General features: G+C 66.9%; 22 protein-coding genes. 20 read left to right on the top strand and 2 right to left on the bottom strand.

Annotated features, from left to right (window positions below):
* Positions 1 to 55 precede the first annotated feature (55 nt).
* Complete coding sequence (locus tag Q7514_RS01370) at positions 56 to 985, top strand: 1-phosphofructokinase family hexose kinase (protein ID WP_330131478.1); 930 nt, start codon at positions 56 to 58, stop codon at positions 983 to 985.
* A 125-nt stretch (positions 986 to 1,110) separates the two neighbouring features.
* Here the strand turns inward: Q7514_RS01370 and Q7514_RS01365 are convergent, their stop codons facing one another.
* Positions 1,111 to 1,959 (bottom strand): SDR family oxidoreductase, encoded by an 849-nt coding sequence (locus Q7514_RS01365; protein ID WP_330131477.1) that lies wholly within the window; start codon positions 1,957 to 1,959, stop codon positions 1,111 to 1,113.
* Between the two features lie 125 nt (positions 1,960 to 2,084).
* On the opposite strand from Q7514_RS01365, the gene Q7514_RS01360 reads away from it, so the two are divergent.
* From Q7514_RS01360 to tpiA, 15 genes are all read left to right on the top strand, one after another.
* Entirely contained in the window at positions 2,085 to 2,597 is a 513-nt protein-coding gene (locus Q7514_RS01360; protein ID WP_330131476.1) for a MarR family winged helix-turn-helix transcriptional regulator, read from the top strand.
* A complete protein-coding gene (locus Q7514_RS01355) occupies positions 2,587 to 3,084 on the top strand; it encodes an SgcJ/EcaC family oxidoreductase (RefSeq protein WP_330131475.1) in 498 nt (165 codons plus the stop codon). Before Q7514_RS01360 ends, Q7514_RS01355 begins: the two co-directional genes overlap by 11 nt.
* A gap of 313 nt (positions 3,085 to 3,397) precedes the next feature.
* Positions 3,398 to 4,081, top strand: a complete 684-nt coding sequence (gene rpe, locus Q7514_RS01350; RefSeq protein WP_330131474.1) for a ribulose-phosphate 3-epimerase — start codon at positions 3,398 to 3,400, stop codon at positions 4,079 to 4,081.
* Positions 4,078 to 5,094 (top strand): bifunctional diaminohydroxyphosphoribosylaminopyrimidine deaminase/5-amino-6-(5-phosphoribosylamino)uracil reductase RibD, encoded by a 1,017-nt coding sequence (gene ribD / locus Q7514_RS01345; protein ID WP_330131473.1) that lies wholly within the window; start codon positions 4,078 to 4,080, stop codon positions 5,092 to 5,094. Before rpe ends, ribD begins: the two co-directional genes overlap by 4 nt.
* 37 nt (positions 5,095 to 5,131) lie before the next feature.
* Positions 5,132 to 5,737 carry a riboflavin synthase gene (locus Q7514_RS01340; RefSeq protein ID WP_330131472.1) on the top strand — a complete coding sequence of 202 codons (606 nt, stop codon included), beginning with the start codon at positions 5,132 to 5,134 and terminating at the stop codon, positions 5,735 to 5,737.
* Positions 5,738 to 5,811: 74 nt separating this feature from the next.
* Positions 5,812 to 7,062 (top strand): bifunctional 3,4-dihydroxy-2-butanone-4-phosphate synthase/GTP cyclohydrolase II, encoded by a 1,251-nt coding sequence (locus Q7514_RS01335; protein WP_330131471.1) that lies wholly within the window; start codon positions 5,812 to 5,814, stop codon positions 7,060 to 7,062.
* Positions 7,062 to 7,544, top strand: a complete 483-nt coding sequence (gene ribH, locus Q7514_RS01330) for a 6,7-dimethyl-8-ribityllumazine synthase (RefSeq protein ID WP_330131470.1) — start codon at positions 7,062 to 7,064, stop codon at positions 7,542 to 7,544. The genes Q7514_RS01335 and ribH overlap by 1 nt, the downstream gene beginning before the upstream one ends.
* Complete coding sequence (locus tag Q7514_RS01325) at positions 7,541 to 8,014, top strand: PH domain-containing protein (RefSeq protein WP_330131469.1); 474 nt, start codon at positions 7,541 to 7,543, stop codon at positions 8,012 to 8,014. Before ribH ends, Q7514_RS01325 begins: the two co-directional genes overlap by 4 nt.
* 10 nt (positions 8,015 to 8,024) lie before the next feature.
* Positions 8,025 to 10,187, top strand: coding sequence for an excinuclease ABC subunit UvrC (gene uvrC, locus Q7514_RS01320; RefSeq protein ID WP_330131468.1), 2,163 nt, complete (start codon positions 8,025 to 8,027; stop codon positions 10,185 to 10,187).
* Between the two features lie 20 nt (positions 10,188 to 10,207).
* The gene (rapZ, locus tag Q7514_RS01315) at positions 10,208 to 11,107 is read left to right on the top strand and encodes an RNase adapter RapZ (protein WP_330131467.1); all 900 of its coding nucleotides are present in this window, start codon (positions 10,208 to 10,210) and stop codon (positions 11,105 to 11,107) included.
* Positions 11,104 to 12,129: a gluconeogenesis factor YvcK family protein gene (locus tag Q7514_RS01310; RefSeq protein ID WP_330131466.1), complete on the top strand. Its 1,026-nt coding sequence runs from the start codon at positions 11,104 to 11,106 to the stop codon at positions 12,127 to 12,129. The genes rapZ and Q7514_RS01310 overlap by 4 nt, the downstream gene beginning before the upstream one ends.
* Positions 12,126 to 13,103: a DNA-binding protein WhiA gene (whiA, locus tag Q7514_RS01305; protein ID WP_330131976.1), complete on the top strand. Its 978-nt coding sequence runs from the start codon at positions 12,126 to 12,128 to the stop codon at positions 13,101 to 13,103. Before Q7514_RS01310 ends, whiA begins: the two co-directional genes overlap by 4 nt.
* A 123-nt stretch (positions 13,104 to 13,226) precedes the next feature.
* Entirely contained in the window at positions 13,227 to 14,243 is a 1,017-nt protein-coding gene (gap, locus tag Q7514_RS01300) for a type I glyceraldehyde-3-phosphate dehydrogenase (protein WP_330131465.1), read from the top strand.
* A 29-nt stretch (positions 14,244 to 14,272) separates the two neighbouring features.
* Entirely contained in the window at positions 14,273 to 15,484 is a 1,212-nt protein-coding gene (locus tag Q7514_RS01295) for a phosphoglycerate kinase (RefSeq protein WP_330131464.1), read from the top strand.
* 3 nt (positions 15,485 to 15,487) lie between these two features.
* Complete coding sequence (gene tpiA, locus Q7514_RS01290; protein ID WP_330131463.1) at positions 15,488 to 16,273, top strand: triose-phosphate isomerase; 786 nt, start codon at positions 15,488 to 15,490, stop codon at positions 16,271 to 16,273.
* Positions 16,274 to 16,348: 75 nt separating this feature from the next.
* Here tpiA and Q7514_RS01285 read toward each other — a convergent pair whose 3' ends face one another.
* Positions 16,349 to 17,284, bottom strand: a complete 936-nt coding sequence (locus Q7514_RS01285) for a tyrosine-protein phosphatase (protein WP_330131462.1) — start codon at positions 17,282 to 17,284, stop codon at positions 16,349 to 16,351.
* A gap of 213 nt (positions 17,285 to 17,497) precedes the next feature.
* Between Q7514_RS01285 and secG the strand changes: the two genes are divergently transcribed.
* The 4 genes from secG (at position 17,498) to Q7514_RS01265 (ending at position 22,250) form a co-directional block, all read left to right on the top strand.
* Positions 17,498 to 17,731 (top strand): preprotein translocase subunit SecG, encoded by a 234-nt coding sequence (gene secG, locus Q7514_RS01280; RefSeq protein WP_054720914.1) that lies wholly within the window; start codon positions 17,498 to 17,500, stop codon positions 17,729 to 17,731.
* Between the two features lie 47 nt (positions 17,732 to 17,778).
* Positions 17,779 to 20,535: a phosphoenolpyruvate carboxylase gene (gene ppc / locus Q7514_RS01275; RefSeq protein WP_330131461.1), complete on the top strand. Its 2,757-nt coding sequence runs from the start codon at positions 17,779 to 17,781 to the stop codon at positions 20,533 to 20,535.
* A 106-nt stretch (positions 20,536 to 20,641) separates the two neighbouring features.
* On the top strand, positions 20,642 to 20,986 hold the full coding sequence (locus Q7514_RS01270; protein ID WP_132470039.1) for a YciI family protein: 345 nt from the start codon (positions 20,642 to 20,644) through the stop codon (positions 20,984 to 20,986).
* A 4-nt stretch (positions 20,987 to 20,990) separates the two neighbouring features.
* Complete coding sequence (locus tag Q7514_RS01265; protein WP_330131460.1) at positions 20,991 to 22,250, top strand: RNA polymerase sigma factor; 1,260 nt, start codon at positions 20,991 to 20,993, stop codon at positions 22,248 to 22,250.
* Positions 22,251 to 22,259: the final 9 nt, after the last annotated feature.

Here is a 22,259-nt window from a genome sequence, read left to right as displayed (position 1 = left end):
CGATTCCTGGCGCTCGGAGTCGACGTGCGCGAACTTCTGCCCATAGGGTTCGCATATGCCCGACATCGTCACGTTGACCATGAACCCGGCGCTCGACGTCACCACATTCACCGACAAGGTGGTTCCCACCCGCAAGCTGCGGTGCGACGAACCGTTCTATGACGCCGGCGGGGGCGGGGTGAACGTCGCGAAGGTCGCCCGCGTACTCGGTGCTTCTGCGGCGGCCGTGTATCCGGCCGGAGGTGCGCGCGGCGAACAGATGAGTGGGTTGCTCGACGACGACGATGTAGAAGAACACATCGTGCCCATCATCGACGACACCCGCGAATGCTTCACCGCGATCGATCGCGGAACCGGGCTCGAATATCGGTTCGTCACGCCGGGGCCGGAGTTGACAGCCGACGAGCAGGAACAGTGCCTCGCGGCTCTCACCAAGGTGGCAGCGGGCGCGCAATACGTGGTGGCCAGCGGCAGCTTCCCACCCGGGGTACCCGGCACGTTCGTCCGGCGTATTGCCGACGCCGCGCGCGATGCGGGTGCGCGCTTCGTGCTCGATTCCTCGGGTGACGCCCTCGCCTCCATCGATTCGGGGGTATTCCTCGTCAAACCGTCCCTGGACGAGTTGTGCGAGTGGGTCGGGCGTGAACTGTCCACCGATGCGGAAAAGACCGATGCGGCACGTGAGCTCGTCGACCGGGGAATTGCGGAGGTGGTCGTGGTGTCGCTCGGCGCCGACGGGGCAATCATGGTCACGGCCGACGACGCCGTGCAGGTACCGGCCCTCGACGTCGAGGTGCGAAGCGCGGTCGGGGCGGGCGACAGCATGGTGGCGGGATTGGTGGTCGGATTGCTGCAGGAAAGGTCGCTGCACGATGCGCTGGCGCTCGGAATCGCCTGTGGAAGTGCCGCACTCCTCACCGCCGGAAGTCACGTGTGCCGCCGAGAGGACATCGACCGGTTCGATGCTCTGGCCAGAGGACTGTGAACACGCCTGTGCCTGCTCCGCTGGCGTGATCGACCGAAGACTTCGTCCAATTACCCGGCTTCCGTGGCTCGACGACCCACGGAAACCCATGCACGCGGCGGAAAGTCCCGGAAGTCGACGCGTGGTCAGTCGAGGAACAGATCGAGCTGCAACTCTCCGTCGCCCGCCCGGTACCGGCCGAGGTCGGTGACTCCGGCACCGGCGAGTACCTCGTCGTCGATATAGAAGTTGCCGGTCGCTTCACGACCCGGCGACGTGAGTACCACGTACGCGGCGTCGGCGTAGATGTCCGGTGTGCGTGACGAATTCACCATCTGCTCGCCGCCGAGAAGGTTGCGCACCGCAGCGGTGGCGATGGTCGTGCGCGGCCACAACGAGTTGACCCCGATGCCGTCGCTCCTCAGTTCCTCGGCGAGGCCGAGCGTCGTCAAGCTCATCCCGTATTTGGCCATTGTGTAGGCGAGATGACCGCCCGCCCACTTGGGCGAGAGATTCAGCGGCGGAGACAACGTGAGGATGTGAGGGTTGCGCCCGGCCTTCGCGGAGTCACGAAGCGCCGGAATCGACAACTTGGACAGCAGGAACGTGCCGCGGCAGTTGATGTCCTGCATGAGGTCGTACTTCTTCATGGTGATATCGGGAGTGGGGGACAGGTCGATTGCGGATGCGTTGTTCACGACCAAGTCGATTCCGCCGAACCGGGTGATCGTCTGCTGCACCGCTTCGGCCACGGCGTCGTCGTCGCGGATGTCGCCGACGAATGGCAACACCTGCCCGCCTGCCTGCTCGAGTTCGGTGGCAGCGGTGTGAATGGTCCCCGGCAACTTCGGATTCGGGTGGTCCGTCTTGGCGATCAGTGTGATGTTCGCGCCGTCGCGGGCGGCGCGCAGGGCGATGGCGAGGCCGATTCCTCGACTGCCTCCGGACATGATCATGGTCCGGCCGGACAGGGATTTCGAATCTGGAGCGCCCATCGGTGCCTCCTTCGTCGGTTGCGTTCGAGTATGGGCGCAGTGTGGCGCTCCCGAGAGGGATTCGCCCTTGTCGTGACCACGCTTACCAAGTAGCTTAGATGCTAAGCGAAATAGGGAGGAGAGCTGTGAACGGGTCGATGTGGGACGGCCGCGACGATCTGGCGGATGTGATCACGAGTGATCTCTCCCGCCGATTGAGCACGGCCACTGTCCTGTTCCACCACGCTGTAGCCGAACGCCTCGGGCTCGGTCCCACCGACCACAAGTGCCTCGATCTGCTGTACGAGAGGGGCGCGATGACAGGCAGCGAGTTGGCGGCTATCACGGGGTTGACCACTGGCGCTGTCACCGGGGTCGTCGCGCGCCTGGAGAAGGCGCGGCACCTGACCCGTGAGCCCGACCCTCGTGACGGGCGCAAGCAGATCCTGCGTCCGGTGTTCGATGCCTCGCCCGAGATCGTCGAGGTGTTCGGCAGCATCCGAGACGACGCTGCCGGCCTGGTCGCGGGATTCGACGATCACGAACTCGCCGCTATTGCCGAGTTCATCTCCCGCAGCATCGATTTCTCGTACCGGCGGGTCGCGATCATGCGAACAGAAGCGATATCGAGAGTCAAGGAGAAGGATCATGACCGATGACGACCAGCTCAGGAGTCTGTTCGATCGGATGTGCCGAGCGTGGACCGACGGCGACGCCGAAGCCTATGGCGCGTGCTTCACCGAGGATTGCGACTATGTCTCGTTCGACGGCACCCGAATCATCGGGCGCGGGTCGGTGGTCGAATCCCACGACGCGCTGTTCCGAGGTGTGCTGTTCGGTAGTGCCCTGGTCGGGGAGATCGACTCGATACGTCACCTCGGTGACGACGTTGCGCTGTTGTACGGCACCGGTTCGGTCGTTGTTGCATGGCGTTCGCAACCACCGAAACGGCGACTGACCCGGAACACCATCGTTGCAGTTCGAACGGTGGAAGGCTGGCGGTTCACGGCGATCCACAACGGCCGGATTCGGCCGGTGCGGATTCCGGTGTCGGAATCGTTCGCCGCACGAGCGGCCCGTTCCTTGGTGCAGGCCACTCGTGCGGTGGGATTGGGGCGTGCGCAGCACACCGGCGTGCCGGTCTGAACATGTCCTGTACGTCGTGTCGTCGACCGGTGGGACTCTCGGTGCGGAGCGTGCTACCTCCGCGACTGCGCCGCGGTCGCGATCACCGGAGCACCCCCCTGCGGCGCTGAGGTGACCGCGACCGAGAGGCGCGGTGACAAGGACCCATGGCACCTCGCCGAGTTCGGCGGATTACCCGTGGTAGCGGGCACAGTGCCGTGACCTTCCTCCAGCGAACCATTCCGTCGGCGCGCTGACCAGGGCAGAAAGTCCCCGATTCGGTATGCTGCCCGCACGGACACGGACATCACCGCGCGCACTAGACTCGGCTGACGTGGCCCACCCGATGATTGCCCCCTCCATTCTGTCCGCGGATTTCGCACGCCTTGCCGACGAGGCCCAGGCCGTCGCCGGCGCCGACTGGCTGCATGTCGATGTCATGGACGCGCATTTCGTGCCGAACTTGACCCTCGGCCTGCCGATCGTGCAATCGTTGCTGAAAGCGACCGAGATTCCCCTCGACTGCCACCTGATGATCGAAGATCCGGGCAGGTGGGCGCCGCCGTACGCGGAGGCAGGCGCGCACAACGTCACGTTCCACGCCGAGGCGACCGACGATCCGGTCGCGGTCGCCCGGGACATCCGCGCGGCCGGTGGGAAGGCCGGACTGTCCGTCAAGCCGGGTACCCCCATCGAGCCGTACCTCGAGATCCTGAAGGAATTCGACACCCTCCTCGTGATGAGCGTCGAGCCCGGATTCGGCGGTCAATCCTTCATCCCCGACGTACTCGGTAAGGCTCGGGCCGTGCGGCGGTTGGTGGATTCCGGTGAGCTTCGCCTGCTCGTCGAGATCGACGGTGGGATCAACGCGGACACCATCGAAGCCGCCGCCGAGGCCGGCGTCGACTGTTTCGTCGCCGGCTCCGCGGTCTACGGGGCAGAGGATCCGGGTGAAGCAGTACGGAAACTGCGTGCGCAGGCAGCCAAGGCTTCAGCGCACCTGACTCCCGCACCGTGACCGCACCGGAACTCGCCGAAGCCCTGCAGTTCGCGCTCGACGCGGCGGAAGCAGTTCGCGGGACGACGAGCCCCAACCCGCCGGTAGGAGCGACGATTCTCGACGCGGACGGTCGTATCGCCGGGGTCGGGTCCACCGCACCGCTCGGCGGTCCCCACGCCGAAGTGCGCGCCCTCGCGGCCGCCGGAGAAAGGGCGCGCGGTGGGACCGCTGTCGTCACCCTCGAACCCTGCAACCACACCGGTCGCACCGGTCCGTGCGCGCACGCTCTGATCGACGCCGGCATCGCGACCGTCCACTATGCGATCGCCGATCCCAACCCGGTCGCCGGAGGCGGTGCCGACACCCTGCGTGCGGCCGGGATCACGGTTCACGAGGGGCTCGGAGCGGACGCCGTCGCCCATGGCCCCCTGCGTGCGTGGCTGCACCGTCAACGCACCGGCCGTCCCCACGTGACCTGGAAGTACGCGGCCGGGCTCGACGGACGCAGCGCGGCCGCCGACGGCACCAGCCAGTGGATCTCCGGCTCGGACGCCCGCTCACGGGTGCACGACGAGCGCAGCCGGCTCGACGCGATCGTTGTGGGCACAGGCACCGTCCTCGCCGACGACCCGTGGCTGACCGCGCGCCTGCCCGACGGCGACCTCGCGCCGCATCAGCCCCTGCGGGTGGTCGTCGGGTTCAGCGACATCCCCACCGATGCGCGGGTCCTCGACGACAGCGCACCCACCCTCGTTCTGCGCACTCACGACATCGACGAGGTCCTGGCGGCGCTCACCGACCACCCCGATGTGCTCATCGAGGGCGGTCCACGTCTCGCCGGCGCGTTCCTCGCTGCTGGCCGCGTCGACCGTGTCCAGGCGTACATCGCGCCCATCGTGCTCGGTGCCGGAAGCGCGGCAGTGCAGGACGCGGGCGTCGCGACGATCGCCGAGGCGCTACGGTTTCGTCGGGAGCGTATCGAGACTGTCGGCGCTGATGTCCTGATGACCCTGGTCCCGGAGCGGGACTGATGAGCCCGGTCCCTGGCCGGGAGTGAAGGAGCCGAACGTGTTCACCGGCATCGTGGAAGAACTGGGTGAAATCGTGGCGCGCGAAGACCTCGCGGATGCCGCTCGATTCACTGTTCGGGGACCGGTGGTGACCACCGACGCCAAACATGGCGACTCGATCGCGGTCAACGGGGTGTGCCTGACCGTCGTCGATGTGGTCGACACCGACTCGTTCACTGCGGACGTGATGCAGGAGACACTGAACCGCTCGAGCCTCGAGAATCTGGCTGCGGGCAGCCGCGTCAACCTCGAACGCGCGGCGGCGGTGAACAGCCGGCTCGGCGGTCACATCGTTCAAGGGCACGTCGACGGCACCGGATCCGTGCTCTCCCGCACGCCGTCCGAGAACTGGACGGTGGTCCGGATTTCGTTGCCCGCGAGCATCGCCCGGTATGTCGTCGAGAAGGGGTCGATCACGGTCGACGGTGTGTCGCTGACGGTGTCGGCGCTCGGCGGCGAGCCCGGCGACGAATGGTTCGAGATCTCGCTGATTCCGACGACGTTGTCGCTGACCACACTCGGTGGCGCCGAGCCGGGTACCACCGTCAACCTCGAGGTCGACGTGATCGCAAAGTACGTGGAGCGACTGCAGAACGCTCGATGAGAGGTCGTACTGTGGAACAGGACAGTGGACGCGAAGCACGAGTCGTCCGACTAGAAGATTTGGAGTCAGGGCAAGTGACGAGGTTCGACACCATCGAGCGCGCGGTCGCCGACATCGCCGCCGGTAAGGCGGTCGTCGTGGTCGACGACGAAGACCGTGAAAACGAGGGCGACCTCATCTTCGCAGCGGAGAAGGCCACTCCCGAACTCGTGGCGTTCATGGTGCGCTACACCTCCGGTTATCTGTGTGTGCCGCTCGACGGCGACGACTGCGACCGGCTCGGTCTGCCCCCGATGTACTCCACGAATCAGGACAAGCACGGCACCGCGTACACCGTCACGGTCGACGCGAAGGAAGGCATCGGCACCGGAATCTCGGCGTCCGATCGTGCCACCACCATGCGGCTGCTCGCTGACCCCGATTCGACCGTGCTGGACTTCACGCGTCCGGGCCATGTCGTACCGTTGCGCGCCAAAGAGGGCGGCGTGCTGCGACGTCCAGGCCACACCGAGGCCGCTGTCGACCTCGCCCGGATGGCGGATCTGCGTCCTGCCGGTGTGATCTGCGAGATCGTCTCGCAGAAGGACGAGGGCCACATGGCCCGCACCGACGAGCTGCGGGTGTTCGCCGATGAACACGACCTCGCGCTGATCTCCATCGCGGATCTCATCGCATGGCGCCGTAAGCACGAGAAGCATGTGGTGCGTGTCGCCGAGGCGCGAATCCCCACCCGCCACGGTGATTTCACCGCGGTCGGCTACCAGAGCATCTACGACGAGGTCGAGCACGTCGCGCTCGTCCGCGGCGACCTCGCCGGACCCGACGGTGACGGTGCCGACGTGCTCGTGCGCGTGCACTCCGAATGCCTCACCGGTGACGTGTTCGGATCGCTGCGCTGCGATTGCGGACCGCAGCTCGACGCGGCACTCGAGATGGTGGCGGCGGAAGGTCGCGGCGTCGTGCTCTACATGCGTGGCCACGAGGGTCGCGGCATCGGCCTGATGCACAAGCTGCAGGCCTATCAACTGCAGGACGCCGGTTCCGACACCGTCGACGCCAACCTGGAACTCGGGTTGCCCGCCGATGCTCGCGACTACGGCATCGGCGCGCAGATCCTCGTCGATCTCGGTATCGGGTCGATGCGGTTGCTGACCAACAATCCGGCCAAGCGGGTCGGATTGGACGGATACGGCCTGCAGATCACCGAGCGTGTCCCGATGCCGCTGCGCGCCAACGCCGAGAATCTCACCTACCTGCGTACCAAACGCGACCGGATGGGGCACGACCTGATCGGGCTCGACGACTACGAGGCCGGTGACGCCTGATGAGCGGTGAAGGACTGCCCGACCTGCAACTCGCGGACGCCGCCGGGCTGAGCCTGGCGATCGTCGCGGGACGCTGGCACACTGCGCTCTCCGATGCGCTCATCGCAGGGGCGCAGCGAGTCGCGGTGGATGTCGGGATCACCGACATCACCGTCGAGCGTGTCGCCGGCGCGATCGAACTGCCCGTGGTCGCGCAGCAACTCGCCCGCACCCACGATGCCGTGGTCGCGGTGGGTGTCGTGATCCGCGGCGGGACCCCGCACTTCGAGTATGTGTGCGACGCGGTGACCTACGGGTTGACGCGGATTGCCCTCGACGAAGGCACCCCGGTGGGCAACGGTGTGCTCACCACCGATACCGAGCAGCAAGCACTCGATCGAGCGGGGCTGCCCGATTCGGTCGAGGACAAGGGCGGACAGGCGTGCGCGGCCGCACTGGACGCCGCGGTCACCTTGCGTCGACTCCGGAGCGCCACGCCGTGACTGCAGCAACCGATACACAGTGGGAACTCGACGTCCGTGCCCGCAAGATGACCCTGGCAGCGCAGATCATCGCCGGGTTCCTGGTGGTCGGACACATCGGCGCCGCCGTCGTTCTGCGGGCGGGCGGCGACACCGGTGTGCACCTGCGCGTCGCCGACCAGATCGCGATGGTCATGATCGGCCTCGTGGTCGCATCCGGGGTACTGCTCTTCACTCGACCGCGACTGCGCGCGGGCGCGAGCGGTGTCGCAGTTCGGAACATGTTCCAGGAAAAGCATTTCGGCTGGGATCAGGTGCACGGCATCTCGTTCCCGCACGATGCGCCGTGGGCTCATCTCGAGCTTCCCGACGACGAGTATCTGGCGGTGGTCGCGGTGCAGGCCCGCGACGGTGCAGGCGCTGTCGACGCCTTGGAACGCTATCGCGAGATCGAAGCACGCTACGGCCGGGGTGTCGGAACAGAAGACTAGCCTGGACGTCGTGCCCGACCCCTCGACATACCGCCCCGCCCCCGGCACCGTTCCCACGGAGCCGGGGGTGTACAAATTCCGCGACCCACACGGCCGCGTCATCTATGTCGGCAAGGCCAAGAGTCTGCGTTCACGATTGAACTCGTACTTCGCCGACGTCTCCTCGTTGCACCCGCGTACCCGGCAGATGGTCACCACCGCCGGCAGCGTCGAGTGGACGGTGGTGCGCACCGAAGTCGAGGCGCTGCAGCTCGAGTACAACTGGATCAAGGAATTCGATCCGCGTTTCAACGTGCGGTACCGCGACGACAAGACGTATCCGATGCTCGCCGTCAGCGTGGGGGAGAAGTTTCCGCGTCTGTTCGTCTATCGCGGTCCCCGACGCAAGGGCGTGCGTTACTTCGGCCCCTACTCCCATGCGTGGGCGATCCGGGAGACCCTAGACTTGCTGCTCCGGGTGTTCCCGGCCCGCACCTGCTCGGCCGGCGTCTTCAAACGGCACTCGCAGATCGGGCGGCCGTGCCTGCTCGGCTACATCGACAAGTGCTCGGCCCCCTGTATCGGCCGGGTCGACGCCGACGAACACCGCCGGATCGTCGACGACTTCTGCGATTTCCTCGCCGGCCGCACCGACCGGCTCGTCCGTGACGTCGAGACTCGCATGCACGCTGCCTCCGCAGAACTCGACTTCGAGCTCGCGGCACGCCTGCGTGACGATCTCGGCGCGTTGCGGAAGGCGCTCGAGAAGCAGGCCGTGGTACTCGGTGACGGAACAGACGCCGATCTTGTCGCGTTCGCCGGCGACGAACTCGAGGTCGCCGTCCAGGTGTTCCACGTGCGCGGCGGCCGCGTTCGCGGTCAGCGAGGCTGGGTCGTCGAGAAGTCCGGCGACGTCGTCGATCGGCCGGCGGATCGCGACGCACGGCCGTCCGGATCCGACGACGCCGATCGCGACGAAGAGTTGTCACTGCTCGTCGAACAGTTCCTCACCCAGTTCTACGGGGAGGAGGTCGCGCTCACCGCCGCCGCCGACGACGACGAGCGCGCCGCAAGCGCGGTGCCGCGCGAAGTACTCGTTCCGGCGCTGCCGCCCGACCCGGACGAGATGAGCCGCTGGCTGTCCGGGCTCCGCGGCGGACCGGTGCGGCTGCGCGTACCGCAGCGCGGCGACAAGAAGGCACTCGCCGAGACGGTCCTGCGCAACGCGAAGGAAGCGTTGACCCAGCACAAACTGCGGCGGGCGGGCGATTTCACCGCACGATCGGCGGCGCTGCAGGGCATCCAGGAAGCTCTCGACCTCGACTCGGCGCCCCTGCGCATCGAGTGCGTGGACATCAGCCATGTGCAGGGTACGGATGTCGTCGCCTCGCTGGTGGTCTTCGAAGACGGACTGCCCCGCAAATCCGACTATCGGCGGTACGCGATCAAGGAGGCCGCCGGTGAGGGTCGATCCGACGATGTCGGTTCGATCGCCGAGGTCACTCGCCGTCGGTTCCTCCGGCACAACCGCGACACCGCACACGCCGTGATCGGTGAGGACGGTGCAGACGGCGGCGATGCCGCGCCGGAGGCCGCGCTCGACCCGGTCACGGGCCGACCGCGCCGTTTCGCGTATCCACCGAACTTGTATGTGGTGGACGGTGGTGCGCCGCAGGTGGCGGCGGCCGCTGAAGTCCTCGACGACCTCGGCATCACCGATGTCGCCGTGATCGGTCTCGCCAAGCGCCTCGAGGAGGTTTGGGTGCCGGGTGAGGACGATCCGGTGATCCTGCCGCGGGCGAGCGAGTCGTTGTACCTGCTGCAGCGGGTCCGCGACGAGGCGCACCGTTTCGCGATCACGTTCCACCGCAGCAAACGCTCGCAGCGGATGACGGCATCGGCGCTGGACGGGATCCGCGGTCTGGGTGATACACGTCGCAAGGCACTCGTAATGTATTTCGGATCGGTCGCGAAGCTGCGTGAGGCCTCTGTCGAGGAGATCACGGCAGTCCCGGGGATCGGCCGCGCGACCGCGCAGACCGTGCACGATGCACTGCGCGGCGAGTCGTCCGACGGCGCTTCGACGTCCCCCTCCGACTCGCCTCCGGAACCCGACTCGGATGCAGGAGACACACCGGTGGGCAATGATGGCACCGTCGGCGTGTCGGAAGTACGAGCGGAGTCGCAGCAATGACGGATGTTGGTAGAGACACCATGGAGTCGAGTGAAAACGGTGCCTCTCGCCGCGCCGAGGTGATCATCATCACCGGATTGTCCGGGGCCGGCATGAGTACCGCGGCCACCGCGCTCGAGGACCTCGGGTGGTTCGTTGCCGACAATCTCCCCCCGCAGCTGGTCATCTCGATGATCGATCTCGCGGTCCGAGCCGATCCACCGCTCGAGCGTCTCGCCATCGTCATGGATGTGCGCAGCCGTTTGTTCACCGGTGATCTCGGTCAGGTCGTCAACGAACTGGCCGCGCGGCCGGTTCACACCCGGGTGCTGTTCCTCGAGGCCACAGACGCCGTGCTCGTCCGGCGATTCGAGCAGGTCCGCCGTAGTCACCCGTTGCAGGCCGATACCGCCGACCGCACTCTCATCGACGGGATCGCGGCCGAACGCGGGCAACTCGCACCTGTGAAGGCTGCGGCCGACCTCGTGGTGGACACCTCTGCGCTCACCGGACCGGAACTGCGCCGAAAGATCGAAACGGCCTTCGGAGACGCGACCTCCGACACCATCCAGGTGACCGTCGAATCGTTCGGTTTCAAGTACGGTCTGCCGATGGACTCCGACCTCGTATGCGATGTGCGCTTCCTCCCGAACCCTCACTGGGTTCCCGAACTGCGTCCGCAGACCGGTCGAGACGCGCCGGTGCGCGATTACGTCCTGGCCCACGAGAGCGCACCGGAATTCCTCGACAGCTATCAGCGGATGCTCGAACTGACGACGGCCGGTTACCGGCGCGAAGGCAAGCGCTACATGACGATCGCGGTGGGTTGCACCGGCGGCAAGCACCGCAGCGTCGCGATGACCGAAGCCCTGGCCGGTCGTCTGAGCGGCGAACCCGGACTCGATGTGCATGTCGTGCACCGTGATCTGGGGCGCGAGTGAGCACCTATCTCGGGGACTCGCCCAGCGGTCCCGCGATCACGGCCCTCGGCGGCGGACACGGCCTGTTCGCGACGCTGCGCGCCGTGCGTCGGCTCACGGACCGGGTCACGGCCGTCGTCACCGTCGCCGACGACGGCGGGTCGTCGGGGCGGCTGCGCGCCGAGCTCGGAGTGATCCCGCCCGGCGACCTGCGTATGGCGCTCGCCGCGATGTCAGGCAACGACCCCGAGGTGGGTATCTGGACAGAAACGGTGCAGCACCGCTTCGGCGGTACCGGAGCTCTGGCCGGGCACTCGGTGGGCAATCTGATCCTCGCGGGCCTGACCGAGGTGCTGGGCGACACCACCGCAGCCCTCGACACCGTGGGGAGATTGCTGCAGGTGCGCGGTCGCGTACTGCCCATGTCACCGATCGCGCTCGACATCGAAGCCGACGTTTCCGGACTCGAATCCGATCCGCGGGCCAGCCGATGCATCCGCGGGCAGGTCGCGGTCGCGACGACCCCCGGCAAAGTGCGACGTGTCCGCTTGATCCCGGCCAATCCGCCGGCCAGCTCCGACGCGCTCGACGCGGTATGCGATGCCGACCTGGTGGTCCTCGGGCCGGGCTCGTGGTTCTCCAGTGTCATCCCGCACGTGCTGGTGCCGGAGCTGTTCGATGCACTGATCCACACGAGCGCGCGCAAAGTGCTGGTACTCAATCTCGCGGCCGAACCTGGAGAAACCGCCGGGTTCTCCGCGGAACGGCATCTGCATGTCCTGGCGCAGCACGCGCCGGACTTCCGTGTCGACAACGTCGTCGTCGACGCGGCATCGGTACCCGCCGGGCGCGAACGTGAGCATCTTCGCCGCGCCGCGACCGGATTCGGTGCCGCGGTCGACTTCGTCGACGTTGCCGAGACGGGCACTCATCGGCACGACCCCGCCAAGTTGGCGAGGGCGCTCGGACAGTATCTGACCAGGCCACACGGACGCAGCAGTTCCGTGGGCGGTGGCGGAAGGGAGATCGTCTCGTGGCAATGACAGCGGAGGTCAAGGACGAGCTGAGCAGGCTCGTCGTCACCCGCACCAGCAACCGCAAGGCAGAGGTGTCGTCGTTGCTGCGGTTCGCAGGCGGTCTGCACATCGTCGCGGGTCGCGTCGTCGTCGAGGCCGAGGCCGACCTCGGGTCGATCGCGCGGCGGCTGCGCAAGGAGATCTTCGAGTTGTACGGCTATCAGGCGGAGGTGCTCGTTCTCGGTGCCGGCGGGCTCCGCAAGAGCTCGCGCTACGTCGTGCGGGTCGGGAAGGACGGTGAGGCGCTCGCTCGGCAGACCGGGCTGCTCGACAGTCGCGGCCGGCCGGTGCGAGGTCTACCGGCGCAGGTGGTCGGCGGCAGTGTGTCCGATGCCGCTGCAGCGTGGCGCGGTGCGTTCCTCGCGCACGGTTCGCTCACCGAACCGGGACGGTCCTCCGCACTCGAGGTCAGCTGCCCCGGGCCGGAGGCGGCGCTCGCACTAGTGGGTGCTGCCCGCCGGCTCGGCATCACCGCGAAGGCGCGTGAAGTGCGCGGCGCCGACCGCGTCGTGATCCGCGACGGTGAGGCCATCGGTGCGCTGCTCACCCACATGGGTGCCCAAGACACCCGTTTGACCTGGGAAGAGCGTCGCATGCGCCGCGAGGTGCGCGCGACGGCCAACCGGCTCGCGAACTTCGACGACGCGAATCTGCGGCGGTCGGCGCGCGCCGCAGTCGCGGCGGCTGCGCGGGTCGAGCGGGCTCTGGCGATCCTCGGTGCCGACGTCCCGGACCATCTCGCTGCGGCCGGCACGCTGCGGGTGCAGCACCGACAGGCGTCGCTCGAGGAACTCGGTCAGCTCGCAGATCCGCCGATGACCAAGGACGCGGTTGCCGGTCGGATCAGGCGGCTGCTGTCGATGGCCGATCGCCGTGCGAAGGAACTCGGAGTTCCCGACACGGAGTCGGCAGTGACCGCGGAGTTGCTCGAGGAGGCCTAGCGCGTCACTCTGAAGTGGTGATCCGTGCCACGCAAGGGCGGATCCCACGCGGTGAGCCACGCACATTAGGGTAGTGGTCACACCAGCACAATCATCTCAAATTCTGGGCAAAGGAGCTTCACTGTGACTGTCCGCGTAGGCGTGAACGGCTTCGGTCGTATCGGACGTAACTTCTTCCGTGCCGTCGAGGCGCAGAAGGCGCTCGGCACCACGGACATCGAGATCGTCGCGGTCAACGACCTCACCGACAACGACACCCTGGCGACGCTCCTGAAGTACGACTCGATCCTGGGTCGCCTCGACAAGGACGTGCGTGTCGAGGACGACTTCATCGTCGTCGGCGACCAGAAGATCAAGGCACTGTCGATCAAGGAAGGCCCGGCGGCTCTTCCGTGGGGCGACCTGGGTGTCGACGTCGTCGTCGAGTCCACCGGTATCTTCACCAACGCTGCCAAGGCGAAGGGTCACCTCGATGCCGGCGCCAAGAAGGTCATCATCTCCGCGCCCGCCACCGACGAGGACATCACCATCGTCATGGGCGTCAACGACGACAAGTACGACGGCACGCAGAACATCATCTCGAACGCCTCATGCACCACCAACTGCCTCGGCCCCATCGCCAAGGTCCTCGATGACGAGTTCGGCATCGAGAAGGGTCTGATGACGACGGTCCACGCCTACACGCAGGATCAGAACCTGCAGGACGCACCGCACAAGGATCTGCGTCGCGCCCGTGCCGCCGCCATCAACGTCGTGCCCACCGGCACGGGCGCAGCCAAGGCCATCGGCCTCGTCCTCCCGCAGTTGCTCGGCAAGCTCGACGGCTACGCGCTGCGAGTGCCGATCCCCACGGGTTCGGTCACCGACCTCACCGCGAACCTGCGTAAGTCCGCGTCTGTCGACGAGATCAACGCTGCGATGAAGGCTGCCGCGGAAGGCCCGCTCGAGGGCATCCTCAAGTACAACACCGACCCGATCGTGTCGTCGGATATCGTCACAGACCCGCATTCGTCCATCTTCGACGCGCCGCTGACCAAGGTCATCGAAGATCAGGTCAAGATCGTGTCCTGGTACGACAACGAGTGGGGCTACTCCAACCGCCTGGCCGACCTCATCGGTCTCGTCGGCAAGTCCCTCTGACACCTCACATCGAACAGGACACCCGAACAGTGGCAGTTCAGACCCTGAAGGATCTGCTCGACGCCGGGGTAGAGGGTCGTGGCGTGCTGGTGCGCTCCGACCTCAACGTCCCCCTGGACGGCGAGACGATCACCGATCCCGGTCGCATCCTCGCGTCGGCGCCCACGATCAAGGCGCTCGCAGAGGCCGGCGCCAAGGTCGTCGTGACGGCGCACCTGGGCCGCCCCAAGGGCGAACCCGACCCGAAGTTCTCGCTGGCGCCCGTCGCCGCGAAGCTCGGTGAGGTGCTCGGCCGCAACGTCCAGCTCGCCGGCGATGTCGTCGGGCAGGACGCCCTGGCCCGCTCGGAGGGCCTGACCGACGGCGATATCCTCCTGCTCGAGAACATCCGCTTCGATCCGCGCGAGACCAGCAAGGACGAAGCACAGCGTCAGGCGCTTGCACGTGAGCTCGTCGAACTCGTCGGCGACGACGGCGCGTTCGTCTCCGACGGTTTCGGCGTGGTGCACCGTGCGCAGGCATCGGTGTACGACGTGGCGAAGCTGCTCCCGCACTACGCGGGTGGCCTCGTCGCTGCGGAGGTGGAGGTGCTGGCCAAGCTCACCACCGACACCGAACGTCCGTACGCGGTCGTGCTCGGCGGGTCGAAGGTCTCCGACAAGCTCGCCGTGATCGAGGCGCTCGCGCCGAAGGTCGACACCCTCGTCATCGGTGGCGGAATGTGCTTCACATTCCTCGCTGCACAGGGCATTTCGGTGGGAACCTCGTTGCTCGAGGAGTCGATGATCGACACCTGTAAGGGCCTGCTCGACCGGTACGCCGACGTCCTGCACATCCCACAGGACGTGATCGTGGCCGACAGCTTCTCTGCCGACGCCGAATCGAAGACGGTCCCGGTCTCCGAGATTCCCGACGGCTGGATGGGTCTGGACATCGGACCGGAGTCGGTGCAGCGGTTCGCGTCGCTGCTCACCTCGGCACGTACGGTGTTCTGGAACGGCCCGATGGGCGTGTTCGAGTTCGAGAAGTTCGCCGCGGGCACCAAGGGGGTCGCCGAGGCCATCGTCGAGGCCACCGGCAAGGGCGCGTTCAGTGTCGTCGGTGGCGGCGACTCGGCCGCGGCTGTGCGCCAGTTGGGTCTGCCCGAGGACGGGTTCTCGCACATCTCCACCGGTGGCGGTGCCTCCCTCGAATACCTCGAGGGCAAGGAACTGCCCGGTATCGCAGTTCTGGAGGGCTGAGGGATGGCACGTAAGCCGCTCATCGCGGGCAACTGGAAGATGAATCTCAATCACCTCGAGGCCATCGCTCTGGTGCAGAAGATCGCGTTCACCCTGCCGGACAAGTACCTCGAGAAGGTGGACGTCACGGTCATCCCGCCGTTCACCGACATCCGTTCGGTGCAGACCCTGATCGAGGGCGACAAGATCGGGCTCACCTACGGTGCGCAGGATGTGTCGGCCCATGGTTCCGGCGCCTACACCGGGGAGATCTCCGGTGCGATGCTCGCCAAGCTCGGCTGCACCTACGTGGTCGTCGGGCATTCCGAGCGGCGCACCCTGCACGGTGAAACCGACGAGATCGTCCGCGACAAGGCCAAGGCTGCGCTCGAGTACGGCTTGACACCGATCGTGTGCATCGGTGAGGGCCTCGACATCCGCGAGGCGGGCAACCACGTCGCGTACAACGTCGAGCAGCTGAAGGGTTCGCTCGCAGGTCTGTCCGCGGACGACATCGCAAAGATCGTCGTTGCGTACGAGCCGGTCTGGGCCATCGGCACGGGCAAGGTAGCCTCGGCCGCCGACGCTCAGGAAGTGTGTGCGGCGGTGCGCGCCACCGTCGCCGAGCTCGCCTCGCCCGAGATTGCGGCATCCGTCCGCGTCCTCTACGGCGGTTCCGTCAACGCCAAGAACGTCGGTGAGCTCATCGCTCAGCCCGACGTCGACGGTGGTCTCGTCGGAGGTGCGTCGCTCAAGGCCGACGAGTTCGCGCAGCTGTCGGCGATCGCAGCGGGTGGCCCGCTGCTCTGACGGCGGCGCAGTAGTGACGCCTGTGGGCGTGGGGTTAGGATCCCACGCCCACAGGCGCTTTCGTCGCCGGTCTGGTCAGGCGACGAGCTTTGCGGACAGGGCGGCGATCGTCTGGGGACTCAGACCCAGGCCGGTGAGCAGGTAGTTGTGCACGGTGCCGTAATCCGCTTCGAGCTGATCGAATCCGGCTTCGAGGAATTCTCGCTCCACTCCCAGCATCGGGGCGTACACGGCGGCTTTCTCGGGTCCGCGGGCCTCTGCGGCCGCGGCGAGCGTCGCGTCGACACGTTCGGCCGAATACTCGTTGGTGAGCAGGTAGTCGGTGTACACCGTTTCACGGTCGACTCCGACCAGGGACAGGAGCATCGCAGCAGTCCAGCCCGCCCGATCCTTTCCTTCCGTGCAATGGAAGAGCTGAGGGCCGCCGGTGGAGGCGAACTCGTTGAGCATCGCGCCGAGTTCAGCGCGCACCACGGGGTCTGTGACGAAGGAACGGTTGATTCCTCTCATGAACTCGCGCGCATCGTCGGGTGTTTTCAGATCGGAGGCCGCACTCAGATTTCCGGACAACAAGGGATGGCGCACATAGGCGGCACCGGCGGGGACTCTGTCGGGCTTGTCTGCGACCTCGGAATCGGTGCGCAGGTCGTATACCGCGGAGAGTCGCAGGGTGTCGAGTATCGCGGCATCGGCATCACTGGTGGCCAGTGCATTCGACCGATAGAACACACCCGGCTGCACGTGGAGTCCGAATGCGGCCGGATAGCCGCCGTCGGGGCCGGCCACATCCCGGAAGTTGTCCACGGATGTGAGGCGGGGCGCTGGGGTGGACGCGGATATACCGGGCGCGCTGTATCCGGTCGATCCACCGGGCACGTCGAGCGGGGCCGCGACGGCGACGGCGCCGGGAAACGCGAGGGCGCCGGGAAACGCGAGGGCGCAGGACAACGCGAACGCGGCAGTGAAATGTGTGGCGCGGCGGCTCGGGGTTGTGCTCTGAGAATCGGACACGCGGGGTCCTTCCGCTCGGTGATTGGTTCTGTGCGAACATAATTCCAAACTTCGAGAATGTGTACTCTCGAATTGAGAACTGAATTCTTGTAGAGTGGGTGGCCACGGATGGACAACTCGGATGGCGGCGGGGCCGGGAATCCGCACGCATCCGGTCACCGGGTAAGCTGACTCCCGACGTCACCCACCAGCCGAAGGGCACCGAACACCGACATGGCACTGTTCCTGGACATCCTGCTGATCGCCACCAGCCTCCTGTTGATCCTGCTGGTGCTGCTGCACCGCGCAAAAGGCGGCGGCCTGTCGAGCCTGTTCGGTGGCGGAGTCCAGTCGAGCCTGTCCGGCTCGACCGTCGCGGAGAAGAACCTCGACCGGGTGACCCTGTTCGTCGGCATCATCTGGGTCATCTCGATTCTCGGCATCGGATTGCAGATCAAGTTCAGCTGACGCTGTAGCGGTCGCGGAGCCGCCGCCGGCCCCGGATACTGGGCTCCATGACCGACCCCGCTCCGGCTTCGGCCACCGAACCGCTCCGCGACGACATCCGACTGCTCGGCGGCATGCTCGGCACCGTCGTCCGAGACCACGCGGGCGACGAGATCTTCGATCTCGTCGAAGCTGCGCGTGTCGCCAGCTTCCAGATCCGACGTTCCGAGCTGGAACGCCCCGAACTGGCCGCGCGCCTCGCCGCGGTCCCGACCGCCGACGCGATCCCGGTGGTGCGCGCGTTCAGCCACTTCGCGTTGCTGGCAAACCTCGCTGAAGACCTCCACCGCGAACGCCGTCGCGCCGTCCACGTGCGCGCCGGCGACCCGGCTCCGGACAGTTCTCTCGCCGCGACCTACACCAGGCTCGACGCAGCGCATCTCGACCCCGAGACCGTCGCCTATGCACTCGCCGCCGCGCTCGTCGCTCCCGTCGTCACCGCACATCCGACCGAAACCCGCCGCCGCACCGTCTTCGACGTGCAGAGCGCCGTCGCTGATCTCATGCGTCGCAGGGAGTACACCGTCGACCCGCGTGCTCGTGAGGCACTCGACCAAGACCTGCAGCGCCAGATCCTGACGTTGTGGCAGACGGCGTTGATCCGGTTGTCCCGGTTACGGATCAGCGACGAGATCGAGAACGGTCTGCGGTACTACGAGCTTGCGCTGTTCGACGTCGTCCCCGAACTCAACACAGAGGTCCGCCGCGAACTACGACGTCGCTGGCCCGGCGCGGCGATCCTCACGCAGCCACTCGTGCGGCCCGGATCGTGGATCGGCGGCGACCGCGACGGAAACCCCAACGTCGACGCCGATGTCGTGGCGACGGCCTGTGACCGCGCGAGCGCCACGGCCCTGCGCCACCACCTCGGCGAACTCGCCGCGCTCGAACGCGAACTGTCGATGTCCGGCCGGATCACTCCGGTCACCGAACGACTGAGCGCGCTCGCGGACGGCTCCGGCGACAACGACCCTGCTCACCGCGACGAACCGTACCGACGCGCGATCCACGGGATCCGCGGCCGGCTGTCCGCGACCGCGGCGCGCCTGCACCCTGGAATCGAACTGGCAGGCATCGTCGACGACGGGCGCGTGGGCTACGAGACACCGGCTCAACTGCTCGCCGATCTCGGAGTCCTCGACGCATCACTGCGCGGCGCCGGCAGTGCCGTGATCGCCGACGATCGCCTGGCTCGGCTCCGCGGCGCCGTCGAGGTGTACGGATTCCACCTCGCCCCGCTGGACCTGCGCCAGAACTCGGAGGTCCATGAACGTGTCGTGGCAGAACTGTTCGCTTGGGCGGGTGTGACCGACGGCTACGCGGACCTCGACGAGGACGCCCGTATCGCGTTGCTTTCCGCGGAACTGCGCATCCGTCGACCACTGACCACACCAGAGGCACTCTTGACCGAGGAGACCGCGAAGGAACTCGCGATCCTCCGCGCTGCTGCGGCCGCAGTGCGTCGTATCGGTCCCGCGGCGATCGAGCACTACATCATCAGCATGTGCACGTCTGTCTCGGACCTGCTCGAAGTGGAGGTGCTGCTCAAGGAGGTCGGGCTACTCGACCTCGACGCGGGCTATCCGCGCTGCACGGTGCAGGTCATCCCTCTGTTCGAGACCATCGAGGATTTACGCGGGGGAGCCGCCACCCTGACTGCGGCGCTCGCTCTCCCGGAGTTCCGAAGCCTCGTCGACGCCCACGACGGCGTGCAGGAAGTGATGCTCGGCTATTCGGACTCGAACAAGGACGGTGGATATCTCGCCGCGAACTGGGCGCTGTACCGGGCCGAACTCGACCTGGTGGATGCGGCACACGCCACGGGTATCCGGTTGCGCTTGTTCCACGGCCGGGGCGGCACTGTCGGTCGCGGGGGCGGGCCGAGTTACGACGCGATCCTCGCGCAACCACCGGGTGCGGTGAACGGGGCGCTGCGCTTGACCGAACAGGGCGAGGTGATCTCCGCGAAGTACCGCGATCCCGTTCTGGCCCGACGTAACCTCGAGGCGCTTGTCGCGGCCACGCTCGAATCCACGCTACTCGACGTCGAAGGTCTCGGCACCGATGCTCCCGCGGCGTACCGGGTCTTCGACGAGTTGGCCGAACTCGCCCACCGCGCCTACCGGGATCTGGTGCACGACACTCCGGGTTTCGTCGAGTACTTCACCACCTCGACCCCTGTCGCGGAGATCGGTGATCTGAACATCGGGAGCCGTCCGGCGTCCCGCAAGCCGACCGAAGCGATCGCCGACCTGCGCGCCATCCCGTGGGTGCTTGCCTGGACCCAATCCCGCGTCATGCTGCCCGGTTGGTACGGCACGGGAAGTGCCGTCACGGAATGGATCGGCGACGACCCCGAACGGCTGTCGACGCTGCAGGACCTCTACCGTCGGTGGCCGTTCTTCCGGTCCGTGCTGTCGAACATGGCGCAGGTCATGGCCAAATCGGATCTGGGGCTGGCTGCCCGCTATTCGGAACTCGTGGAGGACGAAGCGCTCCGCGAGCGGGTGTTCGACCGGATCGTCACCGAACACGAACGCACCGTGCGGGTGTACCTGCAGATCACCGGATACGACTCGCTGGTCGCCGACAATCCCGCGCTGGAACGGTCGCTGCACAACCGGTTCCCGTATCTCGAACCGCTCAACCACCTGCAGGTCGAACTGTTGCGGCGATATCGTGGCGGTGAGGACACCGATGAGGTCAGGCGCGGCATTCAACTCACCATGAACGGACTGGCCACCGCGCTGCGCAACAGCGGTTGAGATTCCCGCGAAAGAATCATCCGGTGGTGTGTCGATTCGAAGCGAGTCCGATCGTCGTCATCATGTGCGGCAACCCGGCCGCACATTCCCACACAGGAGAACCGCCGTGAAGTACATGTTGATGATCTACGCAGATACCGGCTCCGACGTCGAGCCCACCTGCGACTTCGAGGACTGGCAGCAATACGACAAGGAGCTGAAGGAGGCGGGAGTTCTCGTCTCCGGACATGCCCTCGAAGACCTCGTCACCGCCACCTCCGTCCAGGTCGACGCCGACGGCCGCCGCAGTGTCACCGATGGGCCGTTCGCGGAGAGCCGCGAGGTGCTCGGAGGATACGACGTCATCGACGTGCCGAACCTCGACGTCGCACTCGACTGGGCGGCGCGTTGTCCCGGTTCGCGCGACGGCGGCCGGGTCGTGGTGCGACCCATCGCGGAGTTCGGGGCGTAGCGCCGTGACCGACCCGGGCACCTCTGCCGACACCGCGCTACGGGTCGGGGCGGTGTTCCGGGAGGAACACGGTCGGCTGCTCGCGGCACTCGTCCACCGGTTCGGCGATCTCGACCTCGCGGAGGAAGTCGCTTCCGAGGCCGTCGAAGCGGCATTGAGGCACTGGCCGGTGGACGGAGTCCCGGACCGGCCCGGCGCGTGGTTGCTCACCACGGCGCGGAGGCGCGCCCTCGATCGCCTCCGCCGCGATCGCACATACGCCGATCGGTTGGCGATCCTCGCGGTGGAAGCCGAGAGATCCGAACCCGGGCCGATTCCCGTCGGCGACGACCTGCCCGACGACCGGCTCGAACTCTTCTTCGCGTGCGCGCATCCGGCCTTGTCGCCGGACGACCGCATCGCGTTGATCCTGCGGTGTCTCGCCGGACTGAGTACAGGCGAGGTCGCGCGTGCCTTCCTCGTCCCGCACAAGACCATGGCCCAGCGGATCGTGCGGGCCAAGAAAAAGATCCGCGATGCCCGCATCCCGTTCCGTGTGCCGCGACGCGACGAGCTGTCCGAGCGGTTGCCGGTGGTGCTCAGCGCCGTGTACTCGATCTTCACCGAGGGATACGCGGCCAGCTCCGGAGACGCACTGCAGCGCCTCGACCTCGCGGAGGAAGCGATCCGTCTGGCCCGGATCCTGCACCGGCTGATGCCGTCTGAACGCGAAGTGACCGGCCTTCTCGCGCTGGTCCTGCTCGTGCATGCTCGTCGCGAGGCACGCACCGACTCGACGGGTGCGCTGGTGTTGCTCGCCGACCAGGACCGCACCCGATGGGACGGAGCGATGATCGACGAAGGTCGGGGTCTCGTCGGAGATGCGTTGACCGGTGGCCGTCCCGGCCCTTACGCCGTGCAGGCAGCGATCGCGGCGGTACACGACGACTCGGAGCGAGCCGACCAGACCGACTGGCCTCAGATCGTGGCGCTGTACGACGTTCTGCGCGCACTGGCGCCGTCTCCGATCGTCGCGTTGAACCGCGCAGTGGCTGTCGCGATGCGCGACGGCCCCGCTGCGGGACTCGCCCAGCTCGAGGATCTGGCCGGGGAACCGGCCCTGCGCGAGCACCACCCGTATTCCGCGGCCCGGGCCGAACTGCTGCACCGTCTCGGACGCCACGGCGAGGCCGCCGAGTTCTACCGGCGCGCATTGGACCTCGCCGGTACCGCGCCCGAACGTCGGTACCTGGCGTTGAAGCTCAGCGAGATCGACCTGCAGTGATGTCAGTGC

Source organism: Rhodococcus artemisiae (genome assembly GCF_036327795.1).
Lineage (GTDB): Bacteria > Actinomycetota > Actinomycetes > Mycobacteriales > Mycobacteriaceae > Rhodococcus > Rhodococcus artemisiae.
The sequence above is the reverse complement of the archived record's forward strand: the minus strand, read 5'-3'. Positions and strand labels throughout refer to the sequence as shown.